The organism is Nonomuraea sp. SBT364, from assembly GCF_001083785.1.
Taxonomy (GTDB): domain Bacteria; phylum Actinomycetota; class Actinomycetes; order Streptosporangiales; family Streptosporangiaceae; genus Nonomuraea.
This window is the reverse complement of record NZ_LAVL01000149.1, coordinates 1-19,849: the sequence shown is the minus strand read 5'-3', so window position 1 is coordinate 19,849 and position 19,849 is coordinate 1. Positions and strand designations below refer to the sequence as shown.

The window sequence follows — 19,849 nt, the reverse complement described above, 5'->3', positions numbered from 1 at the left end:
GTGGTGGCGGCGGCGCGGGCGGGGGCGGGAAGCGCGAGGGCGAGGGCGGCGACCAGGGTCGTCAGGGTTCTGGGGGGCATCTGCGTCCTTCGTCGGGCGGGCGTGCCTTGACGGTGGCACCCCGCTTGCTTATTCTTCAGAGACACTTAATAAATATAGCTTAAATAATCACCGCCCCCCGAGGATCCTCATGCAGAACCTGCTTCGCCTGGCCGTGGCCGCGCTGACCGTCCTGCCGCTCGCCGCGTGCGCCGCCGAGAGCGAGGGCCCCGTCGCGCTCACCTGGTGGCAGGGCCCCAACGCCGAGAAGCCCACCCGGTCCGCCGTGGCCGCCTGCACCCGCGACGGCAAGTACACGATCAAGGTCGAGACCCTCCCCGAGGGCTCCGACAAGCAGCGCGAGCAGCTCGTCCGGCGGCTGTCGGCGAAGGACCGCTCGGTGAACCTGATCACCATGGACGTGGTCTGGACGGCGGAGTTCGCCGAGGCCGGCTGGATCCTGCCCCTGCCCGCCCCCACCGCCGCGACGGTGTCGGCGGGCACACTGGGCGGCGCGCTCAAGTCGGCGACGTGGGAGGGCAAGGTCTACGCGGCGCCGCTGCTGTCCGGCTCGCAACTGCTCTGGTACCGCAGGTCGCGCGCCCAGCAGGCGGGCATCGACCCGGTCAAGGGCGAACTGACGTGGGAGCAACTGATCAAGGCGGCCGGCGGCCTGCCCGAGGGAGAGCGCGTCGTCGCCACCCCCGGCAACCGCTACGAGGGCTACACCGTCTTCATCAACGCGCTCATCGCCTCGGCGGGCGGCCAGATCGTCGACGCGCAGGGCAAGCCCGGCCTCGACAGCGAGGCCGGGCGGGCGGCGGCGGCCGTCATCAGCTCGCTGGCCACCGGCCCGGCGGCGCTGAAGGGCCTGAGCACGCTCGACGAGGAGACCATGCGGGCGGCGTTCGAGCAGGGCGAGGCGTCGTTCATGACGAACTGGGGCTACGTCTACGCCGCCGCCGCCGAGCGGGCGGCGAAGGAGCCGGCGTTCAAGAAGGTCTTCGACGACTACGGCTGGGCCCGCTACCCGAGGGTCACGCCCGGCCTGCCCAGCGCTCCCCCGCTGGGCGGCTCCAACATCGCCGTCGGCGCCGGCACGCCCGAGAGCCGGCGCGAGACCGCCTTCACCGCCCTCGCCTGCCTGACCTCCGCGCAGTCGCAGAAGGCGTTCATGATGGAAGCCGGCATCCCGGCCGCCCGCGCGTCGGTCTACGACGACGCCGACGTGCGGGCGAAGTTCCCGTTCGCCGACGTCATGCGCGACTCGATCGCCGACGCGGCGCCGCGCCCGATGGTCCGCAAGTACAACGCCCTGTCCACGGCGATCCAGACGGCCTTCCACCCGCCCGCCTCCGTGACGCGGGAAAGCGCGGCCAAGGCCGGCACGGCGCTCTCCGAGGCAGTGAGTCAGTGAACCGAGCGCGCACCGAGCGGCGGCTGGGCTGGCTGATGGCCGGCCCGGCGCTGCTGCTCATGTCGGCGGTGACCGTCGTGCCGGTCCTGCGGACGGCGTGGCTGTCGCTGGAGCGCTACTCGCTGAGCGCCCCGGACGAGCGGGCGTTCGCGGGACTGGGCAACTACGGCGACATCCTCACGAGCCAGGCGTGGTGGCAGGACCTCACCTCGACGATCGTCCTGACGGTGACCGGCGTGGCCGCCGAGTTCGTGCTGGGCTTCGCCCTGGCGCTGGCCATGCACAAGGTCCTGTGGGGCAGGCGACTCCTGCGGACGGTCGTGCTCGTGCCGTACGCGGTGCTGACGGTGGTGTCCGCGTTCGCCTTCCGCTTCGCCTTCCAGCCGTCGGTGGGCTTCGTCGGCGGCGACTTCAACTGGCTCGGCGAGACCTGGTCGGCCTACACGGTGATCGTGCTGACCGAGGTGTGGAAGACGACTCCGTTCATGGCGCTGATGCTGCTGGCCGGGCTGGTCACCGTGCCCGGCGAGGTGTACGAGGCGGCCAAGGTGGACGGGGCGGGGGCCTGGCAGCGCTTCTGGCGGGTGACCGTCCCCTGTGTACGTCCGGCCATCATGGTCGCCCTGCTCTTCCGCACGCTGGACGCCTTCCGGATCTTCGACACGGTCTACATCCAGACGCAGGGCGCGGTCGGCACGGAGACGCTGTCGTTCCTGAGCTACCGGTTCCTGATCAGGGATCTGGAGGTGGGCCTCGGCTCGGCCGTGTCGGTACTGCTGTTCGCCTGCGTCGCGCTGATCGCGAGCGGGTTCGTCCGGGCGTTCCGGTCCGAGCTGGGAGGCGCGCGATGAGGCGCAGAATCGTCGACCTCCTGGTCACCGGCACGGTCGCGGTCTGGACACTGGGCCCGCTGGTGTGGGTCGTCAGCCTGTCGCTCAAACCGCCCACCTCGCAGCACGACGGCCGGTTCCTGCCCAGCTCCCCCACGCTGGACAACTACACCGGGCTGTTCACCAAGCCGGTGTTCACCACCGCGCTGGGCAACTCCGTGGGCATCTCGCTGCTCGCCACAACCGCCTCGATGATCGTCGCCGTCCTCGCGGCCTACGCGGTCGCCCGCCTCCGCTTCCGGGGGAACCGGCTGGTGCTCGGCGTCGCCCTGGGCCTGACCATGTTCCCGGCGATCGCCCTGGTCGGCCCGCTGTTCACGCTCTGGACGGACCTCGGGCTGTTCGACACCTGGCTCGGGCTCATCATCCCGTACGTGTCGTTCTCGCTGCCGCTGGCGATCTGGCTGATGACCGCCTTCTTCCGCACCATCCCGTGGGATCTGGAGGAGTCCGCGCAGATGGACGGGGCCACCAGGCTTCAGGCGCTGGTCCGGGTGATCCTGCCCGTCGCGGCCCCCGGCGTCGTCACCACCTTCCTGCTCACCTTCCTGGCCTGCTGGGGCGAGTTCCTCTTCGCGATCTCGCTCACCTCGACGGAGGCGTCCCGTACGGTCCCCGCCGCGCTGGCCTTCTTCACCGGCGACTCGGAGTTCCAGCAGCCGTACGGCGCGATCGCCGCGGCCGCCCTGATGGTGACGGTGCCCGTGGTAATCCTTGTCCTGCTCAGCCAGCGCCGCATCGTCGCCGGGCTCACCTCCGGCGCCGTGAAGGGGTGATCTGGTGCCTCACATCGACCTTCTCCGATTCCTCCCGAGGGCAGCCCCATGACCTCTTCCGCGACCGCTCCCCTGCTCCGCAGGCTGAACGCCGAATCGGTGCTCGACGTGCTGCGGGAGGTCGATCTGATCCGGCTCAGCGAGCTGGCCGACGCGGCGGGCCTGTCCAGGCCGACGGTCGACGCGGTGATCGAGGACCTGCGGCGCGTCGGCCTGATCACCGAGACGGAGGACGACACTCCCGGACGGCGGGGCCGGCCCGCCCGGCTCGTACGGCTGAAGGCGGACCGGGGGCACGTCGTCGGCATCGACATCGGCGTGCACAAGTGCATGGTCTCGGTGGCCGACCTGCGGGGGACCGTGCTGTCCACCGAGGTGCGGCCGCTCGGGCAGGAGCTCGGCCGCAGGGCCCGGCTCGACGGGGTGCGCAAGGCCGTCCGGGCCGCGCTCAAGCTGGCCGGGGTCGAACGGCCGGCCGTGCTGGCGGCGTGCACGGCCACGCCCGGCGTCGTCGATCCCCGGACCGGCGTGGTGCTGGCCTGCGACGTCCTGCCGGAGTGGACGGGGCTGAACCTCCGCACCGAGCTGGGCCGCTCCTTCGGCGCGCCCGTCCTGGCCGACAACGACGCCAACCTCGCCGTCGTCGGCGAGCGGTGGCGCGGCGTGGCCGCGGCCAGCCAGGACGTCATCTACGTGCTGGCCGGTGAACGGCTGGGCGCGGGGATCGTCTCGGGCGGCCAGGTCTTCCGCGGCCACGACGGGGGCGCGGGCGAAATGGCCTTCCTCAGCCTGCTGGAGCACACGCCCGGCGCCGAGGGCATCGGGGCGCTGGCCGGCAACATCGGCAAGGAGGTCGTGGCCCGGCTCCGCGAGCACGGCCACGACCTGACCGGCGACGCCGCGCTCCTGCTGGCCGCGGCCCGGGACGGCGACGTCGAGGCCCAGCAGGTCCTGGAGGAGATCCTCGCCCGCATGGCCAGGGCGGTCGGCACGCTGGCCCTGCTCCTCAACCCGGAACTGATCGTCATCGGCGGCGGCGTGGCCGCCGCCGGCGAGCAGATCGCCGAGCCGATCCGGCGCAGGCTGCCGCAGATGACCTCACTGCCGCCGCAGCTGAAGGTATCCCTGCTGGGCGACCGGGCCGTGACCGCCGGAGCCCTCAGGACGGCCCTGGACACCGTCGAGAGTTCCCTGCTGGACAACCTGAATGCCTGAGCGGAGCAGCATGTCACCTGTGTCGTTGGCCATCGTCGGAGCCGGGGACCGCGGCACCGGGTACGCCCGGTGGGCGCTGGCGCATCCGGACCGGGCGCGGGTCGTGGCCGTCGCCGACCCGTCGGCGGACCGGGCGCTCCCGCTGGCCGGGGAGAGCGGCGCGCGCGTCTTCAGCGACTGGCGGCACCTGGTGGACGCGGGCCGCATCGCCGACGCGGTCGTGATCGCGACCCAGGACGGCGAGCACGCGGGCCCGGCCGTCGCGCTGGCCGGGCTCGGCTACCACATCCTGGTGGAGAAGCCGCTGGCGCCGACCGAGGCCGAGTGCCGGGACATCGTCGCGGCCGTGGAGCGAGCCGGGACGATCTTCGCGGTGTGTCACGTGCTGCGGTACGCGCCCTACACCGATGCCGTCCGTTCCGTGCTGGAGTCCGGGCGGATCGGGGAGATCGTGTCCGTCCAGCACCTCGAACCGGTGGGCTTCTGGCACCAGGCGCACTCCTACGTGCGCGGCAACTGGCGCCGGACCGACCGCTCCACCTTCATGCTGCTGGCCAAGTCCTCGCACGACCTCGACTGGCTCCAGTACGTCGTCGGCCGGCGCATCCGCCGGGTCTCCAGCTTCGGCGGGCTCAAGCACTTCCGCCCCGAGAACCGTCCGGCGGGGGCCGCCGCGCGATGCCTCGACTGCGCCGTCGAGCCGGACTGCCCGTACTCGGCCAAGCGCCTCTACTTCGACAGGCTCCGCGCCGGACGGCACGAGTGGCCGCTGAGCGTGGTCACGCCGGCCTTCACCGAGGAGGCGCTCACCAGCGCGCTCCGGCACGGCCAGTACGGCAGGTGCGTCTACGACTGCGACAACGACGTGGTGGACCACCAGGTCGTCGCCATGGAGTTCGACGGCGGCGCGACCGGGACCTTCACCATGACCGCGTTCACCACCGGCGGGCATCGCCGTACCACGATCTTCGGGACGCACGGTGAGCTGGCGTGCGACGGCGTGAGCGTGCGGGTCCAGGACTTCCGCACGGGCGGCTCATCGGCCGTCCCGGTGACCGCGACCGGGGACGCCACGGCGGGCGGCGGCCACGCGGGCGGCGACGAGCGGCTCATGGCGGCGTTCGTCGCCGCCGTCGCCACCGGCGATCGCGACCTCATCCGCTCGGGGCCCGCCGAATCCCTGGCCTCCCACCGCGCCGTCTTCGCCGCCGAACGAGCCAGGCTCACCGACCGGGTCGTCACTGTGGAGTGACGCCGACACGAAAGGAGCTCGCCGATGCGGGCAGCGTTCGCCACCCTCCTCCTGTTAGCCCTGGTCCTCGTCTCCGGACCCGCCCCCGCGACCGCCGACACCCCCGACGCCGCCGACTGGCCGCGGCCGCGTTTCCTGTCCTACAACGTCTGCGGCGCCGCGAGCCAGTGCGCCGACATCTACGGCGACTCCAGGACCGCCTGGCGCGATCAGGTCGTCAAGGCCATCGACCACTGGGGCGCCGACCTCGTGATGCTCCAGGAGGTCTGCTACAACCAGTGGACGCTCCTGCGCGACCACCTCCAGAACCGGGCCGGCAAGCCCAGCTACGACTCCGTCTGGGCCGCGGCCCTGCCCGCGAGCCCCTCCACCGCGGGGTGCTCCCGATGGGGTACGGACCACCGCTTCGGCGTGGTGATCTTCGCCAAGGGCGGCGTGGGAACGATCAACAACGGCTCCCGCTCCGTCCACGCCCTTCCCGAGGCCGAACCGGTGGAGAACCGGATCATGTTGTGCGCCAGGGCCTCGGTGACCGGGCGGATGGTCCGGGCCTGCACCACGCACGTCGACCACCACCCGGCGACCGCCAAGCTCCAGGTGGAGCGCGTCGCCTCCATCACCCGGGCTTTCGCCTCGGAGGGCGACCCCGTCGTGCTGGGCGGCGACTTCAACGTCCTGCCCACGGACGCCGCCCTCGACCCGCTCTACGACCACAACGGCGGTTACGGGGTGTTCCAGGAGGTGGACGAGAACGACAAGGACTTCTTCGGCGGCACCTGCGGCCGGAGCCTGGACCGTTGCCGCAGTGGCGAGGCGACCGCCGAGCCCGTCTGCTCGCCCAAGGTCGGCACGCCCGGGAAGATCGACTACATCTTCCTGAGCTACTACTGGTTCACCACCGTCCGCGGTGACGCGGCGGCCTGCACCCCGGGCATGTCCGACCACCACCTCCTGCGCGGCGCCGCCGCCTGGGAACACTGACCCCCGCCGCCGTCCCCGTGGCCCAGCCCGCCCGCGTCATGGGGCGGGCGCCCGGCTAGCCGCCGAGCAGGTCCCGGTAGAGGCCGGTGAGGCGGTACGGCCAGGGGGTGAAGTTGACCAGCGCGTCGTCGGCGTGGGTGAGCTGGTCGATGCCGCCGACGGTGACCAGGCCGCGCAGCGCCGGGTCGGTGATCGCGGCGACGGTGGCGGCGTGGAAGTCCTCGCTGTTGAGGACCAGGTACGGGCGGACCGCGTCGTTCACCCCGACCTTGAAGTGGCCGGGCGCGGGCTCGACCGGGGCGCTGACACCCAGGTCGTTGTGCCGGCGGCCGAGCTCCGTCAGCGCCTCGGCCAGCCGGCCCCCGTCGAGCAGCGGCCCGATCGTGGCGGCGGCCTCCAGCTCGGCGAACGCGGTGCCGAACCACTTGGCGTAGGGCCGGTAGCGGCGCTCCTGCAGGAAGCACATCTCCATGACGAGCTCGCTCAGCCGGGCGGCCAGCAGGCGTCCGCCGCGCGCGTCGCCCGCTTCGGCGGTGCGGCCGAGCAGCGGCTGGGTGTTGTGGATCAGGTGCCACTGGGAGGCGATCAGCCACCGCCACACATCGGCGGGATACCACGCGAGCAGGTCACGCACCCGGGTGAGCTCACCGGGGTCGTCGCGGAACACCTCGCCCCGGGTGACGTGCAGCAGCCGCTGCTGCGGCAGGCCGAGCCAGTCGGCGGGGCCGAGGCCGTCGCGCGGGTCGAGGCCGAGCCGGTCGCGGATCCACGCGTCGAAGGTGGTGATCTCGACGTGGTGGGTGACGGCGCCGGCGGCCAGGGAGAACCAGGACGTCGGATGCCCGTCGTGCTCGGCCGGCAGCCCGGCCGCGACGGCCCGCCGCACGGGCTCGACGTCGGCGGCGGCGACGAACACCTGGGCGCGCGGCCCCCACTCGTGGTCGGTGGAGCGCTCGCCGTCGTAGCCGAGCACCTCCGAGCCCTCACCGAGCAGGCAGGCGGCGTGCGGAACGGGCACGAGCGGCGCGACGGCGCCGGCGTAGAAGGAGCGGGCCAGCGCGAGGCCGGGGCGGAAGTCGGTCATCGTCCGGCACCTTACCGCGTGGGCCCGTTTGACCTGGGTAGCGTCTCCAAGGGGGGCGAAGGGGGACGACATGACAGGCACGGGTGATCTCGGCCGTCGCATCACGTATCACCGCGAGCGGCTCGGGCTGTCGCGTGAGCAGGTGGCCGGGCGGGCGGCCATGTCACCGGGCTACCTGCAGTATCTGGAGGAGAATCCCGGCAATCCGAGCGCCGACGCCGTGTCACGCCTGGCGACGGCCCTCGGCACCACGGCCGAGGACCTGCTCGGCGGCACCGCCGACAGGCCGCCCGGCGGCGGGCCGGCGGCGCAGTCGCCGCACGTGGAGGTGCTGGACCGGGAGGAGTGCCTGCGCCTGATCGGGCCGGGCGGCATCGGGCGGGTGGCGTTCGACGGCTCGCACGGCCCGACGGTGCTGCCGGTCAACTACCGGCTGCACGACGGCGCGATCGTGTTCCGCACCGCCTACGGCGGCGCGATGGACAAGGATCTGCGCACCGGGGTGCGGGGCGTGGAGATCGTGGTGGGTTTCGAGGTGGACCGGATCGACGAGGCGCAGCGGGAGGGCTGGAGCGTGCTGGCGCAGGGCCCGTTCCACCACGTGCCGCCGGACGAGGCGGCCGGGCTGACCGGCTCCGACGTCACCCCGTGGGTGGGCGGCGACCGGCAGCTCTACATCCGCATCGTGCCGCACCAGATCACGGGGCGGCGTATCCACGGTCTGTGACGAGGCGGGGGCGGGCGAAGTCGCGGTTGTCGACGACCGCGTCCATGCGGGGCACCGGGTCGGCCTCGGCCAGGTAGAGGCGGGCCGCGACCAGGTAGCGGTCGCGGTGGACGGCCTCGGCGCCGGAGCCGGCCCAGTTCTGGTCGCGGGCGGCGCCGCGCCGGATGGACAGCTCGGCGTCCACGTCGAGCCACAGCCGGTAGTCCCAGTAGGCGTCGATCTCGGGGCGGAAGGCGAACACGCCGTCGACGACGAGGACGCTGCCGGGGGCGAGCGGCGCCGTGGTCGCCGAGTGGTCCTCCTGGGTGAGCGGGTCGACGGCGCACAGCGCGCAGGAGGTCGCGGACGGGTCGCGGACGGGGTCGAGCAGGAGCCGCTTGAGCCGGTCGTAGTCGTAGGCGTTGCGGTAGTAGCCCTCCCCCGACTCGCGGTCGTACAGGTGGCGGTCCTTCCACGGCTTCTTGAAGTCGTCCAGCGTGGCCCGCAGGACGGGCCGGCCGGCCAGGCTGATCGCCTCGGCGAGCTCGTGGCCGAGGCTCGTCTTGCCGGCGGCGGTGAGCCCGTCGATGCCCACCAGCAGGCGGCCGCCGCCCAGCGCCAGGACGCGGGCGGCCAGGTCACGCACGAGCGCGGCACGCCCGGGCGAGGCCGGGGCGGGAAGCGGCTGCTGCCAGGTCGAGACCGAGTGATGAACGGGGTGCTGTACGGGCTGCATGCCCGGCAGCCTACCGACGGCCGGTCGGCGTCCGGCCGGGGGCTCCGGGGCGCGGGCCGCGGCTGCGGTAGACGATGTAGGGCCGCGTCAGGTAGCCGACCGGCGCGGTCAGCATGTGCACCAGCCGGGTGAACGGCCAGATGGTGAACAGCACGAGCGCGCTGAACGCGTGCGCCTGGAACAGGATCGGCGCTGCGGCCATGAGCTCGCCCGCCGGCCGCAGGTAGAAGATCGACCGGAACCAGGGCGAGACGGTCGCCCGGTAGTCGTAGCCGCCCTCCAGCACGTTCGCGGCGACGGTCGCGGCCAGGCCCAGCACGATGACCAGGGTCAGGACGGCGTACATGAGCTTGTCGTTGCGGGTGGTGGCGGTGAAGACGGGGCCGACGGTGCGGCGGCGGTACAGCAGGATGGCCAGGCCCGCCAGGGTGCACGCGCCGGCGATGGTGCCGAGCACGACGGCGGTCACGTGGTAGGCGTGCTCGCCGATGCCGGCCGCCTCGGTCCACGCCTTCGGGATGACCAGGCCGCCGACGTGGCCGAGGATGACGACGAGGATGCCGAAGTGGAACAGCGGGCTGCCGACGCGCAGCAGCCGCGACTCGTACAGCTGGGACGAGCGCGTGGTCCAGCCGAACTTGTCGTAGCGGTAGCGCCACACGTGCCCGAGCACGAAGACGGTCAGCGCCACGTACGGGGCGATCACCCACAGGAGCAGGTCGAGCGCGTTCATCCCAGTCCTCCGGAGAAGAAGCCGACTTCCTCGGCGGGCGGGCCCTCCTCGGCCAGCCGCAGGGCGGCGGCGCGGTCGCGGGCGGTGGTCGGCGGCAGCGTGGCGCGCACGGCGGCGACCACGTCCGCGTACGGCGACCCTTCGGCGCGCAGTGCCTCCAGCAGCAGGTCGAGGCCCGCGCGGTGCTCGCGCATGAGCCGGACCGCCTGGGCGGTGGCGCCGCGCGCCGACAGCTCGCAGACGACGGCCAGGTGGTCGGGCAGTTCCTCGGTGCCGGGTTCGAAGCCGGCCTCGCGGAAGGCCTGCTTGAACCGCAGCAGCGCCATGCCGCGCCTGCGGGTGTCGCCGTAGGCGTAGTACGTCAGGTAGGGCGAGCAGCGGCGCTTGAGGTCGAAGGTGGCCACGTAGTGCTCGGCCAGGTCGCCGAGCGGGGTGGCGGCGGCGTGGTCGAGGAAGGCGCGCAGCCGCCGGGCCGGCTCGCCGCGGGGCAGGCCGCGCACGGTCTCGGTGAGCAGCGGCAGCGCCTCGGCGAGCCGCTCGTCGGGGTAGCTGAGCAGGACGGAGGCGGTCAGGTGGACGGCTCGCTCGATCACGGCTTCTCCTCCCGGCGCGGGAACAGGCCGTCGGGCGTGCCCTTGCCGTCCCAGTTGAGCAGGTTGACGCGGCCGTGCAGCTCGTCGGCGCGGTCGAGGTCGTCACCCGACTGGCGCTGCCTGAGCGCATGGAAGTTCTCCACGGCGACGGGGGCGGGCGCGCCGGACGCCTCGCCGAAGGGGCCGTTCATGCCGGGGCCGCCCTCGTAGTCGAGGCTGCAGCCGAGCTCCTCCAGCTGGGCGCCCTGCTCGGCGTGCGCGGCGGGGATCACGTACCGCTCGTCGTAGGGGGCCAGGGCCAGCAGGCGGTGCATCCGCTCGACCTGCTCGCCCGTCATGCCGACCGCCCCGGCGATGGACTCGTCGGCCTCCTGGCCGAGGTTGAGCCGGCGCATGTAGGAACGCATGGCGGCCAGGCGGCGCAGCACGCCGCGGACCGGCTCGGGATCGCCTGCGGTGAACAGCTCGGCCAGGTAGCCGATCGGGATGCGCAGCGCCTCGATGGCGCCGAACAGGTTGCCGGCGTCCTCGCCGTCGTGCCCGGTGCCCGACAGCGCGTCGACGACGGGCGACAGCGGCGGGATGTACCAGACCATCGGCATCGTGCGGTATTCGGGATGCAGCGGCAGCGCGACCTCGTACTCGAAGATCAGCTGGTGGACGGGTGAGCGGCGGGCCGCCTCCAGCCAGTCCTCGGGGATGCCGGCGGCGCGCGCGCCCGCGATCACCTCCGGGTCGGCCGGGTCGAGCAGCACCCCCTTCTGCGCCTCGAACAGGTCCCGGTCGTCCGGCACGCACGCGGCCTCCTCCACCCGGTCGGCGTCGTAGAGGATCAGGCCGATGTAGCGCAGCCGGCCCACGCACGTCTCCGAGCACACGGTCGGGATGCCGACCTCGACCCTCGGATAGCAGAACGTGCACTTCTCGGCCTTGCCGGTGCGGTGGTTGAAGTACACCTTCTTGTACGGGCAGCCCGTCACGCACATGCGCCAGCCGCGGCAGCGGTCCTGGTCGACGAGCACGATGCCGTCCTCGGAGCGCTTGTAGAGGGCGCCGGACGGGCAGGAGGCCACGCAGGAGGGGTTCAGGCAGTGCTCGCAGATGCGCGGCAGGTAGAACATGAACGCCCGCTCGAAGTCGAGCTTGACCTCGTCCGACACCTTGCGCAGCACCGGGTCGGCGGCGGTCAGTGCCGGGGCTCCGCCGAGGTCGTCGTCCCAGTTCGCGCTCCACGTGATCTTCGTGGGTTCGCCGGTGATGAGCGAGGTGGGGCGGGCCACGGGGGTGTCCTGGGTGGCGGGGGCGGAGAAGAGCCGGTCGTAGTCGTAGGTCCACGGCTCGTAGTAGTCCTGGATGGAGGGCATGAGCGGGTTGGCGAAGATGGTGAGCAGCTTCTTCAGCCGGCCGCCGGCCCGCAGGCGCAGCCGGCCGCGCGCGTCGAGCTCCCAGCCGCCCTTCCACTTCTCCTGGTCCTGGTAGGTGCGCGGGTACCCCTGGCCCGGACGGGTCTCGACATTGTTGAACCACACGTACTCGGTGCCCGCCCGGTTGGTCCACGCCTGTTTGCAGGTGACCGAGCAGGTGTGGCAGCCGATGCACTTGTCCAGGTTCATGACCATGGCGAGCTGGCCCATGACCCTCATCAGTAGTCGACCTCCTGGGAGCGGCGGCGGATGACGGTGACCTCGTCGCGCTGGTTGCCGGTGGGCCCGAGGTAGTTGAACGCGAACGACAGCTGGGCGTAGCCGCCGATCAGGTGGGTCGGCTTGACGAGCAGGCGGGTGAGCGAGTTGTGGATGCCGCCGCGCCGCCCGGAGATCTCGCTCTTGGGCACGTCCACGACCCGTTCCTGGGCGTGGTACATGTACACGGTGCCCTGCGGCATGCGGTGCGAGACGATGGCGCGCGCCACGACGACGCCGTTGCGGTTGACCGCCTCGATCCAGTCGTTGTCGGCGATGCCCGCCCTGGCGGCGTCGGCGGGGCTCATCCAGATCGTCGGCCCGCCGCGCGACAGCGTCAGCATGAGCAGGTTGTCCTGGTACTCGGAGTGGATGGACCATTTGGAGTGCGGGGTCAGGTAGCGCACCGTGATGCCTTGCTCGCCCTGCTCGCCGGGCCGGGGCTCGCCGAACATCGCGGTCAGGTCGAGCGGCGGCCGGTAGACCGGCAGCGTCTCGCCGGCCTCCTGGATCCAGTCGTGGTCGAGGTAGAAGTGCTGGCGGCCGGTGAGCGTGTGCCAGGGCTTGCGGTGCTCGACGTTGAGGGTGAAGGCCGAGTAGCGGCGGCCGCCGGTCTCGCTGCCCGACCACTCCGGCGAGGTGATCACCGCCACCGGCCTGGCCTGCGTGTCGGCGAACCGGATGCGCCGGTGCTCCTCGGCCAGCCCGTCGAACGACGTCCCGGTGCGCCGGGCCAGCGTGGCGAACCCCTGCGCCGCCAGCCGTCCGTTGGTGGTGCCCGACAGCGCCAGGATCGCCTCGCACAGGTGCGCGTCGGTGGCCAGCGACGGCCTGCCGGACGGTGTGGCGCCGTTGGCCCGGCGCAGTTCCTCCACCTCCTGCGACAGGTCGAACGTGATGCCCTTGGTGGCGGCGCCGAGCTTCTCGGCGAGCGGGCCGAGCGCGCCCAGCCTGGCGGCGATCGAGCCGTAGTCGCGCCGCACCTCGACGATCTTGGGGAAGTCGATGCCGGGCGTGGGCACGTCGCCGCTGACGCGCCAGTCGCGCACCCGGCCGTGCGGGGTGGCCAGCTCGTCGGGCGTGTCGTGCAGCAGCGGCGCCGCCACCAGGTCCGTGCGCGTGCCCAGGTGCCGGCCCGCGAGCTCGCTGAACGTCTCGGCGATCGCGTGGAAGGCCGCGAAGTCCGTACGGGTCTGCCACGGCGGGTCGATGGCCGGGGTGAAGGCGTGCACGAACGGGTGCATGTCGGTGCTCGACAGGTCGTGCTTCTCGTACCAGGTGGCCGACGGCAGCACCACGTCGGAGAACAGCGTGGTGGACGTCATCCGGAAGTCCAGTGTCAGCAGCAGGTCGAGCTTGCCCTGCGGCGGCTCCTCCCGCCAGGTGACGTCGCGGGGCCGCAGGCCGGGCCCGGCCTCCTCGGCGCGCAGCGAGGAGTCGGCGCCGAGCAGGTGGCGCAGGAAGTACTCGTCGCCCTTGGCCGAGGAGCCGAGCACGTTGGCCCGCCACACGGTCAGCACGCGCGGCCAGTTCTCCGGCGCGTCGGGGTCCTCGCAGGCGAAGCGGAGCCGGCCGGTCGCGACCTGCTCGGCGATGTACGCGCCCGGCTCCCGCCCGGCGGCGGCGGCCTCGTCCGCCAGGTCGAGCGGGTTGCGGCCGAACGTCGGGCAGGACGGCATCCAGCCCATCCGCGCCGAGGCGGCGATCAGGTCGGCGGTCGACCTGCCGGCGAACGCGCCGCCGCCCAGCGGCGAGGACACCACGTCGGCGCTGAAGGTGTCGTAGCGCCACTGGCCGGTGTTCAGGTAGAAGTACGCGGTGCCGATCATCTGCCGGGGCGGCCTGGACCAGTCCTGCGCCGAGGCCAGGAGCGCCCAGCCGGTCAGCGGGCGGCACTTCTCCTGGCCGACGTAGTGCGCCCAGCCGCCGCCGTTGACGCCCTGGCAGCCGGTCAGCGTCGTCAGGGCCAGGAAGGAGCGGTAGATGGTGTCGGCGTGGAACCAGTGGTTCGCCCCCGCGCCCATGATGATCATCGATCGGCCGCCGGACTCCTCGGCGTTGCGGGCGAACTCGCGCGCGATCCGCGCCGCCTTCGCCGCCGGCACGCCGGTGATCGGCTCCTGCCAGGCCGGCGTGTACGGCTCGGCGGCGTCGTCGTAGCCCGACGGCCAGCGGCCCGGCAGGCCGTCGCGCGCCACCCCGTACTGGGCGAGCAGCAGGTCGTGGACGGTGGTGACGAGGTGGCCGCCGATCCGCCGGGCCGGCACGCCGCGCTCCAGCACGCCGCCGCCATCATCGTCACCGCCGCCGCCGCCGCCGTCGAAGCGCGGCAGCGCGACCGTGACCGGCTCGCCGCCTTCGTAAAAGGTGAGCGCGGGGTCGAGGTCGCCCAGGTCCAGGTTCCAGCGGCCCGCGCCGCTCTCGGAGTAGCGGAAGCCGAGCGAGCCGTTGGGCAGGGCCGGGCCGCCGGTGCGCTCGTCCCACACGGCGGTGGTGAACGCCGCCTCCCTCTCGTCCCGGCCCAGATCGGCGGCGGTGAGGAACTTGTCCGGCACGTACCGGCCCGGCTCGCGCTCACGCAGGCACACCAGGAAGGGCAGATCGGTGAAGCGCTTGACGTAATGGTCGAAGACGGGCGTGATTCGGTCGGTGAAGAACTCCTTGAGGATCACGTGCCCCATCGCCATGGCCAGCGCCCCGTCGGTGCCGGGGTTCGGGGCCAGCCACTCGTCGGCGAACTTGGCCGCGTCACTGTAGTCGGGCGACAGCACGACGACCTTCTGGCCCCGGTAGCGGGCCTCGGCCATGTAGTGGGCGTCCGGGGTGCGGGTGACGGGCACGTTGGAGCCCCACAGCATCAGGTAGGAGGCGTCCCACCAGTCGGCCGACTCCGGCACGTCGGTCTGGTCGCCGAACACCTGCGGCGAGGCCACCGGCAGGTCGGCGTACCAGTCGTAGAACGACAGCATCGCGCCGCCGATCAGCGAGACGAACCGGGCGCCGACCGCGTGCGAGGCCATCGACATGGCCGGGATCGGGGAGAAGCCCGCCACCCGGTCCGGCCCGTACGTCTTGATCGTGTGCACGTGCGCGGCCGCGACGATCTCGGTGGCCTCCTCCCAGGTGACGCGGACCAGGCCGCCCTTGCCCCGGGCCGACTGGTACCTGCGCCTCTTGTCGGGATCCGTGGTGATCTCGGCCCAGGCGGCGACCGGGTCGCCGAGCCGCTTCTTCGCCTCCCGGTACAGGCTCACCAGGACGCCGCGCGCGTACGGGTAACGCACCCGCGTCGGCGAGTAGGTGTACCAGGAGAAGGCGGCGCCGCGCGGGCAGCCGCGCGGCTCGTACTCCGGCCGGTCGCCGCCCACGCTCGGGTAGTCGGTCTGCTGCGCCTCCCAGGTGATCACGCCGTCCTTGACGTACACCTTCCACGAGCACGAACCGGTGCAGTTCACGCCGTGCGTGGAGCGCACCACCTTGTCGTGGCTCCACCGGTCCCGGTAGAACGCGTCACCCTGCCGGCCGCCGACCTGGTGCAGCGTCCGCAGGTCGGCCGAGACCTCGCCCGGCCGCAGGTAGCGGCCCAGCCGCAGCAGCACGTCGCTGAGCGGCCCGTCGATGCCGGACATGCCGATCACACCTTCCCGTCAGCACGCGCCCGCGGGCGCAGCACGAACCAGCAGTAGACGAACGCGCCGCACGCCACCGCCGCCAGCAGCATCAGCCCGATCGAGTACGAGCCGGTGGCCTGGTAGATCAGGCCCATGACGATCGGCGGCAGGAACCCGCCCAGCCCGCCGGCGGCGCCCACGACCCCGGTGGCGCTGCCCACCATGGCGGCGGGCACGGCCCTTCCGAGCACGGCGAACACCGCGCCGTTGCCCAGCCCGAGCGCCGCCGCCATCACCAGGAATCCCGCCGTGGCCACCGGCATGCCCGGCGCGAACGACACCACGACCGCGCACACCACCACGACGGCCAGCGCCCAGCCGAGCACCCGCTCCCCGCCCAGCCGGTCGGCCAGCCAGCCGCCGGCCGGCCTGGCGATCGTGGACAGCACCACGAACCCGGCGCTGCGCGCGGCGGCGTCGGCGACCGCCAGGTGGTAGACGCTCTCCAGGTACAGCGGCAGGTAGACGCCGAACGCGACGAAGCCGCCGAACGTCAGCGCGTACATCCCGGCGAGTTCCCGGGTGACGCGCAGCCGCGCGGCGGCCAGGAAGCGGCGGCCGAACGGCTCGGTCGCGGGTGCGGTGCCCGGCGCGTCCCGCCCGGCCACCAGCATGATCACGCCGATGACGGCGAGCGCCACCGCGACCGTCCAGAACGGCACCTGGTGGCCGAACCGCTGCGCCAGCCACGGCGTGGCGAACCCGGAGATCGCGGTGCCGATGTTGCCCGCGCCGAACACGCCCAGCGCCAGGCCGCGCCGCTCCGGCGGGAACCAGGCGTTGACGAACGGCACCCCGATCGCGAACGTCGCCCCGGTCAGGCCCAGGATGAAACCGCCGATCAGCAGCGCCGGATAGCTTCCGGCGAACGCCAGGAACACCACCGGGACGATGCCGAGCAGCGTGGTGACGCCGAAGACGAGCCGGCCGCCGTAGCGGTCGGTCAGCGCGCCCAGCGGGATCCGGCCCAGCGAGCCGACGATGACGGGCACCGCCACCAGCACCGACACCTCGAACGCGGTCAGCCTCAGCTGCTTCTCGTAGACCGAGCCGAGCGGGCTGAGCAGTCCCCACGCCCAGAAGTTGACCGCGAACGCGACCGTCGCCAGCACCAGCATGGCGACGCGGCTCGTCGTGGACGTGCCGGGCATGGACGACCTCCAGGCTCCGCAAGGGACTACCTGGCGTTACTCCCCCGAATTCGCCCCGATAGACGTGGTGCCGGTGCGACGCCTGAGGAGTATGCCCAGGTAGAGCAGCCAGCCGGCCGCCACGACGGCGAGCGCGGCGACGGGCCGCCACCCGCCGGGCCCGGCCAGTTCCTCCAGCGACCGGCGGCAGATCGCCACCGTGACGGGCACGGTGTAGCCGGCGAAGAAGGCCAGCCCGAGTGCCCGCCCCACCACCAGGAACCACGCGTACACCCGCACGCTGCGCCGTGCCCCGGCGCGCCGTGCCCCGCCCCGCCGCCCGCGCAGGTACGCCCGGGCGTCGGCCATCAGGTTCTTGTCCCCGGTGGCGTTGGCGACGGCGTAGTACACGTCGGTGCGCATGAAGAACAGGAACTGCCAGGCGATCTGCGCGAGGCAGATGACCATGATCAGCCGCGCCACCGGCGACCCGGACGGCCCGGCCACGTACAGGACGCACGCGCAGGCGCACGCCAGCAGCCAGTCGACCCGCATCCCCGCCAGGTGGGCGCGGTAGCGGGCCCGCCTGGGCACCGCCCACACGCCGGTGATCCGGGTCTGCACGACCAGGAACTGCATCCGGGTGCCCAGCGACAGCTCCGCCCGCACGCCCAGCGAGCGGGCGGCGGCGATGTGGCCCAGCTCGTGCACCAGCACGAGGAGCCACGAGCCCGCCGCGAACGCCAGCGTGAAGGCGAGGCTGTCGGCCCACACCAGCGTCGCCGGGCTCGGCAGCACGCCGGGCCGGGCGACGGCGGCGGCCAGCGCGGATCCGGTCAGCAGCAGCAGCGCGGCGTCGGCCGGGCGGGAGAAGAACCACGCCACGTGCCCCGGCCTGATCCGGTCCCACAGGTTGGGCGGGCGGTGCGGGCGGCGCAGCAGCCCGGCGCCGTCCAGGCCGGTGACGAACGCCTCCACGTCCACGTCGACGCCGCGCTCGGCCAGCACCCGGGCGCGCGCCTCGGCGGCGGTCCTGGTGCCGTCGAGCGCCGCGACCACGGCCGCCGCCACGCCCGGCACGTGCACGAACGTCTCACCGTTGCCGATCACGTAGTCGTCGGGGCCGTCGGCGACGACGCTGAGGAACGACAGGTCCGTCCTCACCCGCAGACCTCGCACCCGGCGTCGCGTTCGTAGGCCCGCGTGGTGGTGGCCAGCGTCAGCAGGTCCAGCCACACCGCCCGGCCCCGCAGCGCGGGCGGTCCGGTGCCGGTCAGGTGGCGGATCACCTCCGAGGCGAGCATCCCGGCCACGATCCCGCACAGCGGCCCGAACGACGGCGCTGCCCGGCCCTCGTTGTCGCTGACGGGCAGCTCGGCGGCGCCGTAGCGGGCGGCCAGGGCGCGTTCCTGGCACGTCAGGCAGCCGGTCTCGCCGGGGATCACGAGCGGCCCGGCCAGCCCGGTGTGCTGGTTGAAGCCGCCGGTGACGAACGGCACGCCCGCCGCGACGCAGGCGGCGTTGACCCAGCGGCGGATGTGCGGCTGCGGGGTGTCGACGGTGTTGACCACCAGGTCGGCGTCCGTGGGCACGTCGCCGGGGCCGGTGATGCGCCGCCCGACCGGCGTGATCCCGACGCCGGGGCAGCGCAGGCGCAGCGCGCGGGCGGCGGCGTCCGTCTTGGCCGCGCCCAGGTCGTCCATCGTGTAGAGGTGCTGGCGGTGCAGGTTGCCGAGCTCCACCCGGTCGTCGTCGAGCAGCGTCAGGCGGCCCACGCCCGAGGTCGCCAGGTGCAGGGCGACGCCCGCGCCGATCGCCCCGGCGCCGAGCACGGCCACGTGCGCCCGCTCCAGGTCGCCGAGCGCCGCCGCGGCCCGCCCCGCCGGGTGGAACATCGCCAGGAACAGCCCGAACCGGCCCAGCCTGGCGTCGGCGGCCAGCGCGCCGAGATCGTCCTCGGTCACCAGCACCCGCGCCTCGATCAGCCTGTCCACGGCCGCGTCGATCTCGCCCGGCGTCACCTCGGGGATCAGCGCGTGCAACTCGCCGCGCGCCACGGGCTCACGCGCGCACAGGCGGATGAGCCGGCGCAGCGGCGCCGGAGCGGGTTCGAGGATCTGCCCGGTCGGCGGAAAGTCTCCCAACCTGACTCTATTATTGACATCATCAACAAAAAGTGGAAAAGCCGGATTCACCTGAACCCTTGTCAATGCGGCTCCCGGAGCGCTGAGGTGCGGGGCCTCCTCCCGCGACGGAGGCCCCGCGGACGGTCAGCAACTGTTGCTGTTGCCTGTCGTCTCCACTTCTTCGACCTTCCTGATCTCAATCGTCATCGGCGATCCCTTCGTCGATCGTGATTGGCCGATGTGATCGTAAGAAAAATAGGGGCGATTCGATAGACCCAATGACTTTTTTTCCTTGTTTGACAAAAGCCACTATTCTGATGAGAGAATCGTCAACCATGAGCGCCGGGGAGAAGGTGCGCTACTGGCGCCATCCGGGCATGGGCGGCCTCGACCTCATGCGGGCCCGCTACGTCGGGCACCGCTTCAGCCGCCACAGCCACGACACCTTCGCCCTCGGCGCCGTGGAAGCCGGCGCCGAGGCGATCCACCTGCCCGGCGGCGTCGCCCACGCGGGTGTGGAGGAGGTCGTGCTCATCGACCCCGGCGTCGTGCACACCGGCCACGCCCTCACGCCGGACGGCTGGACGTACCGCGTCCTCTACCCGAGCACGGGCCAGCTCACGGCCGCCGCCGCCGAACTGGCAGGACCCGCCGGCCTCCGCGCGACGCCGTCCTTCGCCCGCCCGGTGGTCACCGACGCCCGCATGGCCGCGCTCGTCGTCGCCGCCCACCGCGCCGCCGAAACCGGGGACCCGCTCACCGCCGACACCGCGCTCCACCTGCTGCTGGCCCGCCTGCTCACCGCCTACTCCGGCCCC

Annotated in this window: 17 protein-coding genes; 8 read left to right on the top strand and 9 right to left on the bottom strand. The window is 72.7% G+C overall.

Translation table 11 applies throughout. The features are described from left to right. Positions 1-190 precede the first annotated feature (190 nt). Genes ADY59_RS38155 through ADY59_RS38130 form a run of 6 tightly spaced genes read left to right on the top strand, consistent with a single transcriptional unit; the run spans position 191 to position 6,570 of the window. On the top strand, positions 191-1,456 hold the full coding sequence (locus ADY59_RS38155) for an extracellular solute-binding protein (protein ID WP_049573245.1): 1,266 nt from the start codon (positions 191-193) through the stop codon (positions 1,454-1,456). Then, entirely contained in the window at positions 1,453-2,307 is an 855-nt protein-coding gene (locus tag ADY59_RS38150) for a carbohydrate ABC transporter permease (protein ID WP_049573244.1), read from the top strand. Before ADY59_RS38155 ends, ADY59_RS38150 begins: the two co-directional genes overlap by 4 nt. Then, positions 2,304-3,122 carry a carbohydrate ABC transporter permease gene (locus ADY59_RS38145; RefSeq protein ID WP_049573242.1) on the top strand — a complete coding sequence of 273 codons (819 nt, stop codon included), beginning with the start codon at positions 2,304-2,306 and terminating at the stop codon, positions 3,120-3,122. The genes ADY59_RS38150 and ADY59_RS38145 overlap by 4 nt, the downstream gene beginning before the upstream one ends. Before the next feature lie 48 nt (positions 3,123-3,170). Beyond that, complete coding sequence (locus ADY59_RS38140; protein ID WP_049573240.1) at positions 3,171-4,337, top strand: ROK family transcriptional regulator; 1,167 nt, start codon at positions 3,171-3,173, stop codon at positions 4,335-4,337. A gap of 10 nt (positions 4,338-4,347) precedes the next feature. Further along, positions 4,348-5,589: a Gfo/Idh/MocA family protein gene (locus tag ADY59_RS38135; protein ID WP_049573238.1), complete on the top strand. Its 1,242-nt coding sequence runs from the start codon at positions 4,348-4,350 to the stop codon at positions 5,587-5,589. A gap of 24 nt (positions 5,590-5,613) precedes the next feature. Then, positions 5,614-6,570: an endonuclease/exonuclease/phosphatase family protein gene (locus ADY59_RS38130; protein ID WP_049573236.1), complete on the top strand. Its 957-nt coding sequence runs from the start codon at positions 5,614-5,616 to the stop codon at positions 6,568-6,570. 55 nt (positions 6,571-6,625) lie between these two features. Here the strand turns inward: ADY59_RS38130 and ADY59_RS38125 are convergent, their stop codons facing one another. Continuing rightward, the gene (locus ADY59_RS38125; protein WP_049573235.1) at positions 6,626-7,654 is read right to left on the bottom strand and encodes a DUF4037 domain-containing protein; all 1,029 of its coding nucleotides are present in this window, start codon (positions 7,652-7,654) and stop codon (positions 6,626-6,628) included. A gap of 70 nt (positions 7,655-7,724) precedes the next feature. Between ADY59_RS38125 and ADY59_RS38120 the strand changes: the two genes are divergently transcribed. Then, the gene (locus ADY59_RS38120) at positions 7,725-8,381 is read left to right on the top strand and encodes a helix-turn-helix domain-containing protein (protein ID WP_049573234.1); all 657 of its coding nucleotides are present in this window, start codon (positions 7,725-7,727) and stop codon (positions 8,379-8,381) included. Here ADY59_RS38120 and ADY59_RS38115 read toward each other — a convergent pair. Genes ADY59_RS38115 through ADY59_RS38080 form a run of 8 tightly spaced genes read right to left on the bottom strand, consistent with a single transcriptional unit; the run spans position 8,353 to position 19,049 of the window. Next, entirely contained in the window at positions 8,353-9,096 is a 744-nt protein-coding gene (locus ADY59_RS38115) for a uridine kinase (RefSeq protein ID WP_049573231.1), read from the bottom strand. The genes ADY59_RS38120 and ADY59_RS38115 overlap by 29 nt on opposite strands. A 10-nt stretch (positions 9,097-9,106) precedes the next feature. After that, positions 9,107-9,829: a respiratory nitrate reductase subunit gamma gene (narI, locus tag ADY59_RS38110; RefSeq protein ID WP_049573228.1), complete on the bottom strand. Its 723-nt coding sequence runs from the start codon at positions 9,827-9,829 to the stop codon at positions 9,107-9,109. Further along, on the bottom strand, positions 9,826-10,422 hold the full coding sequence (gene narJ / locus ADY59_RS38105; RefSeq protein WP_231619089.1) for a nitrate reductase molybdenum cofactor assembly chaperone: 597 nt from the start codon (positions 10,420-10,422) through the stop codon (positions 9,826-9,828). Before narJ ends, narI begins: the two co-directional genes overlap by 4 nt. Continuing rightward, positions 10,419-12,065, bottom strand: a complete 1,647-nt coding sequence (gene narH, locus ADY59_RS38100) for a nitrate reductase subunit beta (protein WP_049573225.1) — start codon at positions 12,063-12,065, stop codon at positions 10,419-10,421. The genes narJ and narH overlap by 4 nt, the downstream gene beginning before the upstream one ends. After that, entirely contained in the window at positions 12,065-15,733 is a 3,669-nt protein-coding gene (locus tag ADY59_RS38095; RefSeq protein WP_049573249.1) for a nitrate reductase subunit alpha, read from the bottom strand. The genes narH and ADY59_RS38095 overlap by 1 nt, the downstream gene beginning before the upstream one ends. Positions 15,734-15,738: 5 nt before the next feature. After that, positions 15,739-16,926 carry an MFS transporter gene (locus tag ADY59_RS38090; RefSeq protein WP_049573222.1) on the bottom strand — a complete coding sequence of 396 codons (1,188 nt, stop codon included), beginning with the start codon at positions 16,924-16,926 and terminating at the stop codon, positions 15,739-15,741. Between the two features lie 36 nt (positions 16,927-16,962). Then, on the bottom strand, positions 16,963-18,069 hold the full coding sequence (locus tag ADY59_RS38085; protein ID WP_049573220.1) for a hypothetical protein: 1,107 nt from the start codon (positions 18,067-18,069) through the stop codon (positions 16,963-16,965). After that, complete coding sequence (locus tag ADY59_RS38080) at positions 18,066-19,049, bottom strand: TOMM precursor leader peptide-binding protein (protein WP_049573217.1); 984 nt, start codon at positions 19,047-19,049, stop codon at positions 18,066-18,068. Before ADY59_RS38080 ends, ADY59_RS38085 begins: the two co-directional genes overlap by 4 nt. Before the next feature lie 317 nt (positions 19,050-19,366). Between ADY59_RS38080 and ADY59_RS38075 the strand changes: the two genes are divergently transcribed. Further along, the coding region (locus tag ADY59_RS38075) for an AraC family ligand binding domain-containing protein (protein WP_197094055.1) at positions 19,367-19,849 on the top strand (483 nt) is incomplete at its 3' end.